The 16116-nt window shown below is 36.5% G+C and carries 17 protein-coding genes; 13 read left to right on the top strand and 4 right to left on the bottom strand.

Features of this window, described 5'->3' with window-relative positions:
- Nucleotides 1–145: 145 nt before the first annotated feature.
- Both V1502_RS10680 and V1502_RS10675 read right to left on the bottom strand, forming a co-directional pair.
- The gene (locus tag V1502_RS10680) at nucleotides 146–3112 is read right to left on the bottom strand and encodes an EAL domain-containing protein (protein WP_409250634.1); all 2967 of its coding nucleotides are present in this window, start codon (nucleotides 3110–3112) and stop codon (nucleotides 146–148) included.
- 467 nt (nucleotides 3113–3579) lie between these two features.
- Nucleotides 3580–4164, bottom strand: coding sequence for an HAD-IA family hydrolase (locus V1502_RS10675; RefSeq protein ID WP_409254329.1), 585 nt, complete (start codon nucleotides 4162–4164; stop codon nucleotides 3580–3582).
- A 407-nt stretch (nucleotides 4165–4571) separates the two neighbouring features.
- On the opposite strand from V1502_RS10675, the gene V1502_RS10670 reads away from it, so the two are divergent.
- From V1502_RS10670 to V1502_RS10610, 13 genes are all read left to right on the top strand, one after another.
- Nucleotides 4572–6191: a diguanylate cyclase domain-containing protein gene (locus V1502_RS10670; protein ID WP_409250633.1), complete on the top strand. Its 1620-nt coding sequence runs from the start codon at nucleotides 4572–4574 to the stop codon at nucleotides 6189–6191.
- A 672-nt stretch (nucleotides 6192–6863) separates the two neighbouring features.
- Nucleotides 6864–7244 carry a hypothetical protein gene (locus V1502_RS10665; protein ID WP_409250632.1) on the top strand — a complete coding sequence of 127 codons (381 nt, stop codon included), beginning with the start codon at nucleotides 6864–6866 and terminating at the stop codon, nucleotides 7242–7244.
- Nucleotides 7245–8207: 963 nt separating this feature from the next.
- On the top strand, nucleotides 8208–8558 hold the full coding sequence (locus V1502_RS10660; RefSeq protein ID WP_409250631.1) for a PadR family transcriptional regulator: 351 nt from the start codon (nucleotides 8208–8210) through the stop codon (nucleotides 8556–8558).
- Nucleotides 8545–9384, top strand: coding sequence for a permease prefix domain 1-containing protein (locus tag V1502_RS10655; protein WP_409250630.1), 840 nt, complete (start codon nucleotides 8545–8547; stop codon nucleotides 9382–9384). The genes V1502_RS10660 and V1502_RS10655 overlap by 14 nt, the downstream gene beginning before the upstream one ends.
- Before the next feature lie 740 nt (nucleotides 9385–10124).
- Nucleotides 10125–10394, top strand: a complete 270-nt coding sequence (locus V1502_RS10650; protein ID WP_409250629.1) for a hypothetical protein — start codon at nucleotides 10125–10127, stop codon at nucleotides 10392–10394.
- 130 nt (nucleotides 10395–10524) lie between these two features.
- Entirely contained in the window at nucleotides 10525–10749 is a 225-nt protein-coding gene (locus tag V1502_RS10645; RefSeq protein ID WP_409250628.1) for a YczI family protein, read from the top strand.
- A gap of 274 nt (nucleotides 10750–11023) precedes the next feature.
- Entirely contained in the window at nucleotides 11024–11437 is a 414-nt protein-coding gene (locus V1502_RS10640) for a GNAT family N-acetyltransferase (RefSeq protein ID WP_409250627.1), read from the top strand.
- 149 nt (nucleotides 11438–11586) lie between these two features.
- Nucleotides 11587–11847, top strand: coding sequence for a hypothetical protein (locus V1502_RS10635; protein ID WP_409250626.1), 261 nt, complete (start codon nucleotides 11587–11589; stop codon nucleotides 11845–11847).
- 121 nt (nucleotides 11848–11968) lie between these two features.
- Nucleotides 11969–12367: a hypothetical protein gene (locus tag V1502_RS10630; RefSeq protein ID WP_409250625.1), complete on the top strand. Its 399-nt coding sequence runs from the start codon at nucleotides 11969–11971 to the stop codon at nucleotides 12365–12367.
- A 267-nt stretch (nucleotides 12368–12634) separates the two neighbouring features.
- A complete protein-coding gene (locus V1502_RS10625; protein WP_409250624.1) occupies nucleotides 12635–13297 on the top strand; it encodes a Type 1 glutamine amidotransferase-like domain-containing protein in 663 nt (220 codons plus the stop codon).
- Between the two features lie 213 nt (nucleotides 13298–13510).
- On the top strand, nucleotides 13511–13795 hold the full coding sequence (locus V1502_RS10620; RefSeq protein WP_409250623.1) for a hypothetical protein: 285 nt from the start codon (nucleotides 13511–13513) through the stop codon (nucleotides 13793–13795).
- 215 nt (nucleotides 13796–14010) lie between these two features.
- Nucleotides 14011–14262 (top strand): hypothetical protein, encoded by a 252-nt coding sequence (locus V1502_RS10615; RefSeq protein WP_409250622.1) that lies wholly within the window; start codon nucleotides 14011–14013, stop codon nucleotides 14260–14262.
- Between the two features lie 284 nt (nucleotides 14263–14546).
- Nucleotides 14547–14894 carry a hypothetical protein gene (locus tag V1502_RS10610; protein ID WP_409250621.1) on the top strand — a complete coding sequence of 116 codons (348 nt, stop codon included), beginning with the start codon at nucleotides 14547–14549 and terminating at the stop codon, nucleotides 14892–14894.
- A gap of 225 nt (nucleotides 14895–15119) precedes the next feature.
- Here the strand turns inward: V1502_RS10610 and V1502_RS10605 are convergent, their stop codons facing one another.
- Nucleotides 15120–15728 (bottom strand): STAS domain-containing protein, encoded by a 609-nt coding sequence (locus V1502_RS10605; protein ID WP_409254328.1) that lies wholly within the window; start codon nucleotides 15726–15728, stop codon nucleotides 15120–15122.
- Nucleotides 15729–15761: 33 nt separating this feature from the next.
- Nucleotides 15762–15965 carry a hypothetical protein gene (locus V1502_RS10600; RefSeq protein WP_409250620.1) on the bottom strand — a complete coding sequence of 68 codons (204 nt, stop codon included), beginning with the start codon at nucleotides 15963–15965 and terminating at the stop codon, nucleotides 15762–15764.
- Nucleotides 15966–16116: the final 151 nt, after the last annotated feature.

Raw genomic sequence — 16116 nt, 5'->3', positions numbered from 1 at the left:
GAAAAGCATCCGAGTCATTTTGGCTCGGGTATTTTTCTTTTGCTTTGGGTGGGGGATGAATTGTCCTGTCCCTTTGTCTTATTCCTCTATTATAAGACATAAAAAAGTGGACCATTATCGAAGTAATCGTCCACTTATTCATATATTATAACTTTGTTCTTATTTTGTTGTTAATATAATCAATTTTGTCTTCCCTGATGAATCGTGTGTCATGGAGTTTAGAGGTCTTTTTCAAAGACGTTTGCAATTTGCTAGTTAATGCTGTGATTTTGGATTGTTCGCCTTCTGTGAATTTGAACTGAATTCCGTACTCAAAAATGCCAGCAGTCTGTTCTTCTTTCCACACTACATATCCATAAAATGGTCTTGTGTCACCTAGTATCTCGGTTTCAAATCCCAATATGATATCCGGGTTCAGAGGGAGGTTTATGTGTGTCAGGAACCTGAGTCCTCCTGGGCCGATATTCTCGATCAGCACCTCTGATTTTCCTAATTTAATATCTTTATCTTTTATTTTTACAATGGTCATATTCCCGCTTAGAGGGAGAGGGAGCTCTACACGAAAAAATTGACGCCGGTTGGGAGCAGGTTGGCTTTCAGATGCTCCTTTTGGTTCAAGAATGGGAAGATGAAATAAGTTTTCAATCTCCTCTGGTAGTACTGGTTTACTGTATAAGTACCCCTGAAATTGGTCACAACCCTGTTTTTTTAAGAAAGATTGTTGTTCTCTGGTTTCGACCCCTTCTGCGATGACAGTCATGTCAAACTCATGTGCCATATTAATGATTGCTTTAGTAATGGTTGGTTTTCCTTTTAAAATATCATCAACAAAACTTTTATCGATTTTTATAGTATCGAGTTTGAATTTTTGGAGATAGAGCAGGGAAGAATAACCAGTACCAAAGTCATCTAATGAAATTTTGATTCCGAGCTGCTTAAGCTTTTCAATCCCCAAACTAAAAGATTCCTCATTTTTGATTAATGCTTGTTCTGTAATTTCCAACTCTACTAATTTAGGATCGATATTCGTTTCCTGGAGAATATCGATCAACTCATCTTGCCACTCGCTCTTAATAAATAATTTGGGTGATATATTAATGGAGATGGGAACTACTGGAATCTTTTGATCAGACCACTGCTTGATTTGTGTACATATGGTTCTAAAGGTCCAATTGGTCAGTTTAAAAATTAAATCATTTTCTTCTGCCAGGGGAATGAATTCAACGGGGGAAACCTGGCCCCATTCAGGGTGTTCCCAGCGTATCAACGCTTCCGCACCAATCATTCTTCCATTTCTTGCATCGATTTTTGGCTGATAACGAAAGGATAGTTCTTTCTTTTTAATCGCTTTCCTTAAATCATTTTCCAAGCTGTATAACTTATATGCTTCAATATTCATGGAAGAGTTGTAGATTTGAAAATTATTTTTACCCATTTCCTTGGCGCGGTAAAGAGCTTTATCAGCTTTTTGCAAAATACTTTGTTCATCAAGCCCGTCATGTGGATAAGTTGCCACTCCTACGCTTGCAGTCACAAATAATTCATACCCATCCAGTTTGTAGGGCACTTCCAGAGTTGAAATAATTTTTTTTGCAGTACTTGTAGTCTGTTCCAGGGTTTGCATATCTTCAATGATGACGGAGAACTCATCTCCCCCAATACGCGCAACAAAGTAATTTTTAGGAATGCAAGCTAGTAATCTGTTAGAGATTTCTATTAAGAGTTTATCTCCTATAGCATGCCCCAAAGTATCGTTTACACGCTTGAAGCCATCCATGTCTACATACATGACTGCGAATTCATTGTCTTTGATCTTTGATTGCTGAATGATTGTTTGTAATTTTCGTTCAAACATTCTTCGATTGGGAAGGTCCGTCAAATAATCGTGATGGGCGATATAGTTCACTTTTTCTTCAGTTTCTTTTTGTTCTGATATATCGGAAATGATTCCCTCAATACGTACTATATCTCCCAAAGAGTTATAGGTTGTTATGATTTCATCCTGCACCCAGCGGATTTCCCCATTTCTTTGGATAATTCGATATTGTTCTTTTGGCACTTTGCCATCTTTGAGTTTCTCCTGTCTGAGTTTATATTGCTCGTAATCATCTGGATAGATAAGGTCTTCCCATTCTATAAGGCCTCGTCTGAAATCCTCCGGTGAGTAGCCCGAAAGTAATTCGACTCCTTTAGAAACAAATAAAAATTGATTTTTTTTAATATCTTTTGCCCATATTCCTACTTCCAAGGTATTGGATATTCTTAGAACCTGTCTCTCTGTTTCTGCTAATCTTTCTTCTATCACTTTTTGTTCTGTAATATCATAAGTGGTACCTATAAACTTTGAAGGTTTTTTATCAGCATCGTAAATAATCTCTCCGTAATTTTGGAGCATCCGTTCTGTTCCATCCGGTCGGATGACTCTGTTTTGAGAATGAAAATTTCTTTTTTCATTCACAGCATTAACAAACTCATCAGCGAAAATATGTCTGTCTTGCGGATGAACTGTGTCCGTCAGCATATGAAATGTAGGCTTAATTCCATTAGGTATACCAAGAATTTCGTGAACCTTATATGATAGAGAACACTCATCTTTCGCAATGTCATATTCCCAAGTCCCAATATCAGCTAGTTGTTGAGCAGTATTCAGCCGAATTTCCAGATTTTCTGCCTGTTCTTTTTGCAGCGTTAATTCGGATATATCAGTAATAATGCCGGAAATGATAAAATCTTTAGGACTAAATTTAGTAGGGGTAAGCTTCACATGAGATTCAATAGTATTTCCTTTTTTGTTTGTCAATTGCGTGTTGAAGGATTGAAAATGTCCATTTAGGATAGGATAAAAAAATTCCGACCAATCAGTACTTTGCTGGTCAGGGTTTAATTTATTTAATAAGTTTTTCCCATACTTTATAGATTGCTCTCCGAAAAGAGATTGAACTGCATCATTGTAAACGATGATTTGGCCGGTTTTATCTAAGATAAATATTGGTTCTGGATAACTTTTAAATGAGAGTTCATAAAAATCCTTTAGTGATTCTTCCATGTTTTCTAATTTACCTTCTTTTAATAGCTTTCGCTGTTTTTGGATTATGGACTTCAGTTTTACCATTCCGACATTTTCAACACCTTTCTTACTTCGGAATATGCAAAGTATTTCTAGTTAGGGCATAACAAATAAACATTGAGGGGTATTGCATATTTATGAAGAAATGCATGTTAGAACTTGTATATACAACTCTATCTAATTTTAAAGGAAATTCTGGGATTGTCACGTTATTTTTTGAAAAAAAAAGACTAACTAAATGATATATCTCTATTGGTAATGCATTTACAATTTTAACACAGGGAATTAGTAGATTTAAATATAAGGTCTTGAGAAAAGAGTCGAACAGTGTTTTTTTGTTGTGAAGCTAAAAATAAGGAGAGGGGGCTTTAAGTATATTAAAGAAAGCTATTCCGGGAATTATGGCTACATAGAAAAAGGGTAGGGCATCTAAAGAGGAAAGCCAGTGCCTATGACGCATTGGCTTGTATGAATAAAAAATGATTTTGATATAGTAAAATTCACCTTAATTGTTAGGCGGTCTCAGTGTTAGACTCCAAAATTTCTGTCAGAAAAAACTCCGAGTACTCATTCAACCTATAATCAGCTATCTCACATTCCCCTTGAAAGATGCAGGTTTTAATTCCTAATTCTTTGGCAGGAAGCAAGTCCAGCTCCCGGTCACCAATTGCCAAGTCGATCCCATGTTTGCTATGCAGATAAATATAGGCTTCTGGATGTGGTTTGCGGGCATAGCCATCATCTATTGTCACAATATCAGAAAAGTATTTTGCCCAGCCGTAATGATTTAAAATAGCCATTACTCCGTCTCTGGACTTGTGGGTCATAATGACGTTTTTGTCAGCGAATTTCAAAATTTCCTCTACATGTTCGAAGGGTTTCATTTCGCTGGGAGCTAATAAATCCCTCAATTCCTTCATTTTTGCCTCTTTTTCTTCTGAGACCTTGTAGTGATCGATAGCATGGGAATACGATACCTTCAAGTTATCATAGATTTCCTGCTGATCCATTGAATCACCCAGCACCTCAGAAAAGACTCTAGTATAGGCAGGATATGTATCAAATAATGTGCCATCAAAATCCCATAGAATATTCATTCCAATCATCCTTTCCGTCCTTTTATTAGTATCATACATGATTTCATAAAGGATTCCTCCCAAGGAGTCTTGTCTAATCGTACTAATCATAATTCAGGTATCTTCCTGTTGTGGTAAGATTTCCGGAAAGACGCAACATTATAAACTGGAGCTCTTTCAATAGTGATATATTTCTTAGCTAATCGTACCAATTTAAGATACTCGGTTAAACACTCCTCTATGAACTGGAGTTCTTTCTATAGTGATAAAACTCCTATCAAAACCAACAATCTTTGACTGCCAATATCCTAATTAAATAGGGCAATTGTTCAAAGGTTTTTTTGATACTTATTTACTATTTTTGTCTGAAAATATCGATATAACTGTTATAATCTAGGTATATATATAGTTTTTTAGGAGAGGCATGAATGATAGTTTATCGCGGTCGTTTACAGAAGTTATTAGCTATTAGTTTTGGAGTCATCGCCATTCTTTTGATCCTAGTCTTAAGCATTCTAATTGGACAACGGTCAATTAAAGAGGTTCAGTCTGAGATTGGCCAATCTTTATCAGAAGTCGCTTATATCGTGGGTGAAAACCTGGATCAATATATGTGGTCGAGGTATGAGGAAGTCGCCGTGTTAAGTGAGCTGCCAGAGATTAAGAAACAACAAGATTTAAGTAATGTCGAAAACCTTTTGAATAGATTAAGGGAAAAAATTCCGTCGTTTTCCTGGGTAGGTTTAACGGATAAGGACGGGGTTGTCATTGCTTCTACTGATGGAATTCTGAGAGGTGCAGATATATCTGCCCGGCCGGTTTATACTGAAGCTTTAGATGAAGTGTTTATCGGGGATGTTCATGAGGCTGTTCTATTAGCAGACTTGCTTCCCAATCCATCGGGGGAGGAAATGAAGTTCGTTGATATCAGCACACCTGTCTATGACTATGATAATCAATTCATTGGGGTATTAGCGACTCATTTAAGCTGGGAGTGGGTAGAAGAGGCTGAAGAGTCTATGATGAATACCCTTCAAAATCGCAGTAATATTGAACTGTTTATAATAAGTGATAATAATAATGTGATCCTAGGACCTGACGATATGCTCGGAAATCCTTTGAATCTAGAGAGCCTAGAATCAGCTAAAATGGGCAAAGAGGGCTGGATACTCGAGACTTGGGAAGATAGAAATCAATACTTGACAGGATATGTCTTTGCAGATGGATATAAAGACTATCCGGGCCTTAATTGGACCATCTTAGTAAGACAGCCCGTCGAAGTGGCTTATGCTCCAGCAAAAGAGTTATTAATCTACTTTATTGTCACCGGGCTGGTTCTTGTTGCTTTGTTCGCTCTTGCCGGTTGGTTTTTAGCTGGCCGTATTACCTATCCTTTGAAAAAGATTAGCAGGGTGGCAGATCATTTAAGGGAAGGAAAAATGGTTGAAATACCTAATTATAAAGGCATTATTGAAATAGAGATTTTATCAGATTCTCTAAGAAATCTTGTGGCCAATTTGACCAAGAAAGAGTCAGAATTAGAAAAAATGGAAGATGTAGCACACCGAGACCACCTGACTGGACTCTGTAACCGGAATGGCCTTGAACACTATTTAGAGAGAGCCACCAAACACAATAAGGCGTTAACCATTCTGTATATGGATCTTGATGGCTTCAAAGCGGTCAATGATCAATTAGGTCATGATGCAGGGGACAAGCTGCTGGTAGAAGTGGGTTCACGCTTGAAGCAAAATATCCGGGAAGGTGAACTGGTTTCACGTATGGGCGGAGATGAATTTGTCATTGTTCTTACTTCTTCGGCATTGGACCCGATAAACAATGGTGTTAGTACGGGAGAACGAATAATCTCTATGATCAACAAGCCTTATGATATCGATGGGGAAATTGTTTCCGTTGGCTGCAGCATTGGCGGGGCTGTATGGACACCGTCTGATAATATTAGTGATGTCATCAGACGCGCTGACCAAGCTCTATATCAGGTTAAACGCACGGGTAAGAACAAAGTATCTATGGTTGAGGTTGAATAATCAGGGGTAATCATGAATGTCCTGCTGCCTTTAGGGGTGGCGGGATATTTTTTGTTTGTTACACACAGATTTTTTGCTGTAGCAGGCTGATTTTTTGTTAATCGTACCCTTAGTGGATCGGCATTCTTGTTGAAGGGGTACGATTATCGGTTAATCGTACCCTTAGAGGCTGGGAGATGCTGCCAAAGAGGTACGATTATTAGTTAATCATTCATATACAAAAATTGTGTCCTTTGGAAAGGTTTAAGTTTAGGAGCTATTCGAGCAATTTCTGACTCTGGAATTTGGTTAAAGAAGCATCATTTTCAACAAATAGTCATAATGGAGAAGGTTCTTACCTGTAACGTGAGGAATTACAGCTATTGTGACCGCTGATTAGTATGAAACAGTTTATGTTTGAAAATAATACACAGAGTTTTCAGAAAGAAACTGCTTCAGATGTAAGTCAGATTAAAATATACAGTGCAGAAATCAAGCTGCTCAAAATTAAATTCAATTTAAAACGCTCAAGCTGTTATTTTTATACTATGAAGGTGCTATTCAACAAATGGGCCAGTCATTGGAGTATGCAATTTTCTACTCCCTTAATAATTGCTAATTTAATTGTAAATAAACCCTTTTGGTGTATAATTACACCAAAGAGGTTTGGGTTTTACAAAGGGGGAAGAAACAATGCCTAAAAATATCACAAACAGAAAAGCTTTATTTGCAATCCCGTTGATTGTAATTTTACTAGCCTATTTTTCATATATTCTTTATGTAGATGCAGGTGAAAAAAAACGTTATGAGGAAATACTTATACATTTGACAATAGATAAAGGATATGAAGATAACGAGATAGAAGAAATTCAAATCGACCATTCTATAACCAATGTTATATTATCGTATGAACCCTGGGTGATATATGTGGTATTTAAAGATGAACCAAATGCCATTTACTATTATCATTATGACAATGGGGTAATTAGTCAAGGCGGTATTTCAGGTTATACTGCAAATGAAATATACACACATTCTGAAGGAACTAATGGACCGTTAGATAAAAGTAAATAATTTCTTCCGTTTAAGGGGCGTTGATTTAAGAAGGATTAGCGCTTTTTTTGTTGAAGTTATAGGATTAAAGGGAAGAATTATTGAATAATTGTAAGGAAGTAGGATTGATTATGTACGAAGCAATTTCGTCAATAATTATTGGAATTATATTATCCAGCATCATGCTCATATTAGGTCTAAAACTGAATAAAAAGTGGTTGAAAATACTTTCAATATTTCCTCTTTTACTTTCTCTACTTCCTTTAATATTATTATTTCTTATTTTTGGTAATTGTTGTTAAAATGAATTGGTTGCTTGGAAAACAATTGACAAATGTTGGGTTTGATTTGCATCCAACTACAGTAATAGAAATCATAATGTCACTCATATTTGTAAGTATTACTTTTTTAATTGCATTCTTATTACCGAAAAATATTAGAAAACTTAGTTTTACTATTGCATCATTATTAACTGTATTAATACTTTTATTCTTTGCTATTCGTCCTTACTGGGTTGATTATCAAGTTTCATAAAAGATGGAACAATTAAATCAATATCTAATGGGGAAATATTCTAATCAAGAGTGGACTATTAGCCGACAAGAAGGTAGGCAGTATAACCCTAATCACTTAGAAGTTGAATTTGAAAACGAAAAAGGTTGGACATATACGTATTCAGTGATAAATGAACAGAGTATTTGTCAAAGCGTTTGGACACCGCCAGAGGGCAAGCTACCTGACGAAGGGAAGCATTTTGATAGTAATCATTGTGAATGAATAATATCTTTTTCCACAGACGGGGCGTTAATCCAAGAAGGGTTGACGCTTCTTTGTATTGAAGTTAATGAACAGGTTTTGAAATAACTCGGAATTTAAACACCTAAAAAGATTAAAAGACGAGCAAGAATTAAAAAATTTTTTTTAAATGAATACCTTGCATTATTAAGTAATATACTTTATAACGGAGATAGGAGGTGGATGATTTTGGAAGTTAATAAAGAGGTTTTAAAAGGGCATATCGATACGCTGATATTGTCTTTATTACATACAAGGGATATGTACGGCTACGAGTTAGCCAAACTCGTCCGTGAAAAAAGTGAAGAACAATTTGAATTAAAAGAAGGAACGCTTTATTTGTCTTTGAAGCGATTAGAAAAGAATGAGTGGATCTCCTCTTATTGGGGTGCTGAGCAAGGACCTGGAGGAAGAAGAAAATATTATAAACTTACTCCTTTAGGTGAAGAAGGTTTTAAATTAAAACGTGCAGAATGGCAATTTATAAAAAAGATTATTGATTCATTTATAGAAGGGGGAGACAAATATGAAACAAGTTGAAGCGTTTGTGGATGAGGTGTATCACAGTGTCGGTGGGAACAAAAAAGAAATAGCAGAATTAAAAGCGGAAATGAAAAACCACCTGTTAGAGGCAGTTCACGAATTGAGATTAGAAGGAAAGTCAGAAGAAGAAGCGATTAATATTGCCATCGAACGTTTTGGCGGGCAAGCAGAAATGAGATCCATAGTTGGTCAATTGTTTCGAGCACAAAAAGTCTTTGCAAAACGAGTGCTTTATATAGCACTATCTTTTATTATCCTTACTTCAATTGTCAGTGGAATACTTTGGGCAATGAATGAAGCTGATATGAGTGAAAACTTGACCGTGGCTAGGGAAATACTCAATAGATTAGAAGGCCAGGAAGCGATTACTGAAGATATGAAACCAGGAATATTCACGTTGGTGGAAGATAAAAGCCAAATTTTAAACCTTCAAATTTACAAAATGGCTGATGTTGAAAGCGTCTCAGAAACTGGTGCTGTTTCATACTATTTAAACGACGTTGCACCAGTTTACGAATATGGTGTATTCAATGATTCTAATAAACCAAATTGGATGTTGATTGATTTAGGTTATCCTTTAAATAACACTGAATGGTATGTACAAATGGAATCCCTTCAACTCATAAGTTTTATCCCATTCATTTTTAATGCTGGCATCGCAATTTATGCAACCTTGTTTACGATTTGGGCAACGATTAACGCTTACCATCATAGAAGACTAAATGCTGGGTGGATCATTGCTTTCGCATTATTGAATGTCATCGGCTATTTGATTTATGTCTTAATGGGAAGGAAAACAAAACAAGCTGCATTCATCCGATAATGGGCGTGTTTGCCTTACTAGCAGCCGGCTATCAAATGTTCAAGCAAGTGGATTCAGCAGCAAACTAACAATTTCTTTAAAAGGAGCTAGATTAATTATGAACTTACTAAATGGGGAGTTCACCGTTTAGAGGAAACAGAGAAGTTTATGGAGGTTATACAAAACTTTTTGGAAGCTGAATAGCTAAAAAAGGTATTCGATATTTAGGGAGAATAATTAAATATCAGCTAATTGATCGGGTTATTGCCCTTCTTTATTAATAGGAATGTTGAATATGCTTATTTAGAATTGGACTGAGTTTAGGTGAATATATATATGGAAAACCCCTTTGTGAGGAGGTATGTATATTGCTGTTATCAAGACTTCCATCACCAGAGGAACCTTCTATATGTGTAGAAATAGTAGGGTGTGCTAATGTGGAAAATTTGATTGTTACCTTTATAACGATATTGATTATATATTTTGGTTATCGGTATATTTATAAAAAGAAATGACCAAGTGCAATCAACTAACAGAATGCGATAATCAGATATAATTTGTTGAACCCATATTGAACAAACAAATAGTTGAATAAGGAACTTATTTTAAATGAGAAGAGTATTGCAAGGAGGAGCGGCTTTGAACAAAAAGCTACCGATTATAAGTTTTATTATAATGTTTATATTTGGAATAATATTGATGTTCTATCAAACTGAGAGAATAGAACAAGCGAGGGCTTTAGAAAAAGAAGACAAGAGGTAATGGGTAAATTAGCAAATAATTTAAGCGATTTTAATCCTGAACTTGATGCTTTTGTTGATGACGATTATAAGACGACAATTGCTTCTAATGTTAGTTCGGAAGGAATAGTCGAATATGAAAGAAGTTTGGCAAAAAACGAATCTCCTTTAGGGAGTTATATAGTTAAATATGATTTAAATAATATGGAGATTATTTCTGAAGAAATAGAAATTACCAATCCCGACTACTCTGAAGAGTGGCGAGAGATTCAAAAGGAAAACAAAAAGTGATTTTAAATTAGCGGAGCGTTTGCTGGCAGCCTCGGTTTCGTCAGAATATCTTAGGCTAACGGAGCAGGTAGTTGAACAATTAATTAGGAATATGTGATAACAGGATAAAGGTCGTGAGGAATTGTTAAGGATGTTGCACATTATTTTATCAATAATAGCTATTTCACTTGCAGGGTACGGGTTGGTAACCAGGAATGTTAAATTTCTACCATATATGATGTTGTTTTTGAGTTTAACAATGTTAGTAATGGGACTAAGGGAGTTTCAAAAGGGGAATAAAGCTTACGGCTGGTTAGGTACAGTTACATTTTTATTTACCTTCTATGTATCCATTCAAACTTTCTTATGGATGTAAAGGGAGCGTTGATCAATGAAGGATTAACGCTTCTTTTAGTTGAAGTTATTAAGTGGACTAAAGGAGAAGGATTGTTGAAAAGGAAAACCAAGAAACAGGTACATTGTTAGTGTCTATGAGAAATGGGGGAAAGGCGATTAATGCAAATTCAGCAAATTGATGCTTCAAAGCTTTCTGAATACGCAGATGTTCCAATTACACTAAACTTCATGTCTGCCCAATTCGCAATGGTCTAGGGGGACTCCAGTTAGTTGAAAGACCATGTTCTTCATATGTGAAAGATTATGATCTTCTTATGGATTGTCACCCGGTCAGTTGGGCAAAACAGTTTGATTTGGGTACATGGGGTTTGTTTGCAGCAATAGAAAATGATATATACGTTGGTGGAGTTGCGGTGGCCCCTGAAATGAATGGCTTTAAAAAAGGGGCAGCAACCTTATGGGATTTACGTGTTCAGCCCGCTGCCAGGAATAAAGGCATTGGTGGACAATTACTTGAAGCGGTTATACAGTGGTCCAAGGAACGTGGTTACAAAACACTTATGGTTGAAACCCAAAACGTAAATACCCCAGCCTGTAACTTTTACGCAAAGAATGGATTTGTTTTAGAAACTATTGATGTACATGGGTATAGGGATCCGTTGGTAGAGGATGAAATACAACTACTTTGGTATATGGATATATCCTAAGACACTATTTTGGTAACGGGAACGTTGATCTGAGTAGGATTAAGGCTTCTTATGTTGAAGTTATTCCATTATTGGAGCAGGTTAATGTAATAATAAAATTTTTTATTATTCCTGATGGTAGAACACTATATATGAAGGGGGAAAGGGTGATGAACACAGAAAACAATATCCTTTGGGGAGGATTGTTTGGGTTTATTTTAGGGCTTTTAGTCTCTAAAGTTTATCAATCTTGGGCTATACTGTATCGTGCAGAAGGGACGGATTTTAGTGGTGAGAATGGGTGGAGAGATGGAATTTTAAGCACTCCCTTATGGGTAAGAGCTACTGACCATCCACTTGGTTTTACAATTGTCATCATTATTGTATCTGTAATAATAGGGGTGCTCTTCGCTAAGTACTTATCCAAATAAACAGGTAATATCACTTCAACAAACGAGGGCGTTTACTTAACAATCAGCCTCCTTTTAATCAAGAAAAGGGAAGACTTAACAATTACTGTATCTATTTACATTTTTATAAATGAGGTAAATGATGAAGAAACTTCTATATATAAGTGGTTTTTTACTCTTAATGCCTTTAATAGTTGGTTGTGATCCCAAGGAAGAAATCATTACGAAAGAGGTCACAAAGGTTTCTGTTATAAAGGTTTCTTCAGTTTACGAACCTGAACACAAAATTGTAAAAGAAATAGTCTTTGAATCGATTGAAGAAGAATTGGTTGAAGAAGTTGTATCAGAAATAAACAATTCGAGACGACCGGGCAGTTGGGATACGCTTGGCTCACCTTACAATTTGGTTCTCACTACAGAAGAAGACGAAGAGATCGAACTTGGTCTATATTACGATACAGGTCATGTAACTAAAGGACAAAATAAAGTTATGACTGGATTTGATTTTTATAAGGAAAAGCCTTGGTGGAAGTTTTGGTGAATGATGTTCCATTAAAGAGTGCCATTGAACAAGCAGCCATTCTCTCTACAAGTGAAACAGCATAACGGAAAAAAGAGTGAATGATTATACTTTATAGGGGGCGTTGATCCAAGAAGGATTAACGCTTTTTTTGTTGAAGTTATTGAAGAGCGTTGTTTAACTGTGTTTAACAATCAGTCCTTATTGAGAGTAGTTTGTTAGTGACAATAATACAGAATGAGTGATGAAAGGAAGTAATCTTTTTTACACTTTGCTACGGGGGTACTTATGAAAACTCACTATTACTTAGGTTGGTTTAACAATTTCTTTCCAGAGAAACTGGGCAGACTGTTACAGGAAGATATAACTGATAGAAAATCTCTTGTCATGATTAGTTCGAATCCATCTATTTTTGAGGAGAATGGTTCTACAGAACGCTCGTGGCTTGACCAGGCTGGTATTATGTTTGATGAATATGATTTAATTAATTATCGCGTACAGAAGGATGAGGCCCAAACGAAAATTCAAAATGCTTCAGTCATTTTCTTGTTGGGTGGGGATATTCTTAAACAAAATGATTTTTTGAAGGAATATGAATTATCGGATTCGATAAAAGAAAGCAGCGCTGTTGTAATGGGCGCAAGCGCTGGTGCAATCAATATGTCCGCTAAATGGTTATGCTCGAAAAACTTTGGAGATAAAGTTGAAACGAACTCTGTTTATGATGGAATCGGTCTTGATAATTTTTCCGTCCTATCTCATTTTGATCTTGAAAATAACATGACATTGGTTCAAAGCGAACTTTCTCCCCTGTCGGAAGAGATAAATATTTATGCGTCGAACAAAGATTGCGCTGTACGTGTAAAGGGAGACAAAATCGACATTATTGGCGATGTTTTTTTAATTTCCCACTCCAAGATTCAGAAATTGGATGAGACGCTCTCCTTGTAGTGAATGACAATGATTTAATTATTGCAATCGTTGACTATATGTAAATTTTTTGACTCGGTAATAGCTTGTTGGCAGCCTATTAATCCTAATTATACAAGATCACTTGGTTGTACAGGCTATTGCCATTCTTCAATTATTGGGGCATTTAGTTTAATAAGAACATAGTGTACCCATCATTCTAATTTAAGCTAAGATAGAAGAGGGAGCAAAAATATGCAAAAAAGTGCCTATATGTTAATTGTTTTACTACTTGTAGTATTAGTTGCTTGTGGGAACTCTCAATCTAAAATTACTCAAGGCGATGCAGAATCAATTGTTGTGCAACATCTCACTCAAGATTACAGCAGAGACAAAAATAAAATTATCATTAAATCTGTTAGCAAAGGGTGGGGGAAGTACATCGTTGAATGGGAAATAGACAAGGATTGTGAATTTGGTGCTGTTCATGTAGATGACGAAAACGGTGATTTGCTTGAGGCTGCGGAAACGAATTGTTAGGCAAATGAAGCTAACGGGGCGCTAATGAAGGAAGATCAATGTCATTAAGGTGTTCCTACAAAAATTGGAGACTTTTTTATTGGCTGAGGCAACTATGGATAAGGAAGCGTGCATAGTTAACGGACGCGGAGTTAAAGAGTTTAATGGATGTTAATTTGCGAAATTCCAAGAATAGAGGCAAATGTTTGCACTCTTTTTATACTTAGGATGAATATGTGGGTGATGACGTGTATCGATGGATTTATGAAACTTTTTTTGCGAGAACTTATTCAGTATTTACCACAATGGATGCGGGTGAATTATTAAAAGCCAAAGAGAAGTTAAGAAGTGAAGGCATTACCTCTTTTAAAGTCAGCAGTGGAAGCAGGCATGACATCCGTTTTGCAGCGAGCGGTGGAACCCATCATTCTATCAAAGTGTTTGCGAAGGATTATGAAAAAGCGAAAAGAGCTTTAAGTAAACATTAATCTTTTATAATATTGAGGCGAAAGATGGGATGGTATGAAGAACGTGCGAACTGTCGCATGGGGAATAAGTGTGTATAGACACCACCTGCTGCAGGGCTTTTAACAGGGGGTATAAAGTAACTCTACTATTAGACTCACACAGCATCTGGAACTCAAACAAATTCACTGCTCAGCAAATTATAAACCACCATAATGGTGTGTTGAAATGGTTTGGAGATGTCTGCTCCTCAGAAGAAATCATGCAGAGTATGTAAAGCATACCAGAAGTGGGGGGAAGGCTTGAAATGAAGGAAAGATTGTTTATCAGCTTGTTTTTAATTTTTATTAATTATACTATTCTTGTACTTTTATCTTATCTATTGTACTCAACTTTCAATTTGAATGATATAGGATCATGGGGGCTGGTTTCAGGCTTTATCTTGCTGGTTTGCGCATTGCCAATTCATAAGATCACTTATTTTGGTGGAAGAGGATTAGGAGGTGTGCAAAGCCCTGAAGTACCGCCAGATGAACATTTGCACCAAAAAATTCATAAACAATATGAAAAAGAAACTAAAATCAAGCCGAAACATCAGGATATTTTAACGATTACCGGTCTTGCGATTATAGTCATTTCAATCTTTTTGATCTAGATTGAATAGCCGAGCAAGTGACATAAAATGACGAACTCCTTTCCAACACCTTAAAAACAATAAACTCTAACCTGACAAGCATAACCAGAACATACATAGAAAACCTTAGTTAACAACGCCAAAAGCCCTTCATTCTTGAAGGGCTTGATCTTTTAGCAGATATGTAATTTTGTGAGTTATTCGATAGATGCAGGAAACAACTATTTCAACGAAGTACGAAGTTAATTATTTGTCCCGGTGACACTGGAATTGCAACGACTGTATGGCTTGTTTAAGCGTAGCTTCGACCTCGATGTTAGTGAAATCGCTTCGGTATTGAACGGCTTTTTTGGCAAGGTCCGGACGGATACCGGTGAAAATCATTTTAACTCCGACCAACTTCAAGGCATCTGCAATTTTCATCAAGTTTTCTACACTTTCTTCTTCGATCAGTGCCAAGCCGGATAAATCAAAGACAATATAGTCCAATTCCCCTTTGGCTGCTTCTATCAGGGTATACTCCATGATCCTTGAGGTTCGCTCCCAATCGACCTCGCCGATGATAGGGAGTACAGCCACATTATCAAATATAGGAACCAGAGGAACCGATAGAGCCTGAACTTGCAGTGTTTTCTTTTCCAGGTCCAATACGTTTCCAAGCAGTTTGGCCATTGCTTTGAATAAGTCTTTATGGTTCTCGGTGAAATGATGAGGGCGCAGATCCATTCCGCACAGGGTCCCGTAGTTTTCACCATTCTTATAATAAATAGGAACACCGATGAGTGACCCGCCGCCAAGGGCTTTTGTTACATCCATATCTTTTGTCATGGATGAAGTGTACAAGTTTTCGATGATTAGTGGTTCACGACCACCTTTAACGATGAATTGTCAGAAAGAATCACGGTATAAAGTTTCAAACCCGGCAGGAAGAACAACTTCATTGCGATTGTAGGCACTGATGATGTTGACTTCTTTTTTATCGTTTTTAGCAATGAAAAAAGTATTCACATCCACAAATTTACTAATGAGTTCCAAAACGTCGTCAGCTGCTTCTTCAATCGTTTCATAGGTTGCGCTAATTGCGTTCGTCAAATGTGTCACCCTCTTTCTGTTAATCTTATTTCCATCCTACCGCAAATTTAGGTAGAAAGATACACTAAAAGACTATTGATAGGATTTCACAGTTAAAATGACCTGGAAATGGATGCTGGGCGAAGTTCTGCATTTAGCTATTTAACTTGTA

Origin of the sequence: Rossellomorea sedimentorum (assembly GCF_046237645.1) — a bacterium.
Classification (GTDB): Bacteria; Bacillota; Bacilli; order Bacillales; family Bacillaceae_B; genus Rossellomorea; species Rossellomorea sedimentorum.
This window is presented reverse-complemented; position numbering and strand designations above follow the sequence as displayed.

What these genes read in the sequence shown, in the direction of transcription:
- V1502_RS10655 (WP_409250630.1), top strand. Translation starts at nt 8,545, where the DNA reads ATGAAACAAGTTGAAGCGTTTGTGGATGAGGTGTATCACAGTGTCGGT.
- V1502_RS10645 (WP_409250628.1), top strand. Translation starts at nt 10,525, where the DNA reads ATGTTGCACATTATTTTATCAATAATAGCTATTTCACTTGCAGGGTAC.
- V1502_RS10665 (WP_409250632.1), top strand. Translation starts at nt 6,864, where the DNA reads ATGCCTAAAAATATCACAAACAGAAAAGCTTTATTTGCAATCCCGTTG.
- V1502_RS10675 (WP_409254329.1), bottom strand. Translation starts at nt 4,164, where the DNA reads ATGAATATTCTATGGGATTTTGATGGCACATTATTTGATACATATCCT.
- V1502_RS10610 (WP_409250621.1), top strand. Translation starts at nt 14,547, where the DNA reads ATGAAGGAAAGATTGTTTATCAGCTTGTTTTTAATTTTTATTAATTAT.
- V1502_RS10630 (WP_409250625.1), top strand. Translation starts at nt 11,969, where the DNA reads ATGAAGAAACTTCTATATATAAGTGGTTTTTTACTCTTAATGCCTTTA.
- V1502_RS10650 (WP_409250629.1), top strand. Translation starts at nt 10,125, where the DNA reads ATGGGTAAATTAGCAAATAATTTAAGCGATTTTAATCCTGAACTTGAT.
- V1502_RS10680 (WP_409250634.1), bottom strand. Translation starts at nt 3,112, where the DNA reads ATGGTAAAACTGAAGTCCATAATCCAAAAACAGCGAAAGCTATTAAAA.
- V1502_RS10635 (WP_409250626.1), top strand. Translation starts at nt 11,587, where the DNA reads ATGAACACAGAAAACAATATCCTTTGGGGAGGATTGTTTGGGTTTATT.
- V1502_RS10670 (WP_409250633.1), top strand. Translation starts at nt 4,572, where the DNA reads ATGATAGTTTATCGCGGTCGTTTACAGAAGTTATTAGCTATTAGTTTT.
- V1502_RS10625 (WP_409250624.1), top strand. Translation starts at nt 12,635, where the DNA reads ATGAAAACTCACTATTACTTAGGTTGGTTTAACAATTTCTTTCCAGAG.
- V1502_RS10620 (WP_409250623.1), top strand. Translation starts at nt 13,511, where the DNA reads ATGCAAAAAAGTGCCTATATGTTAATTGTTTTACTACTTGTAGTATTA.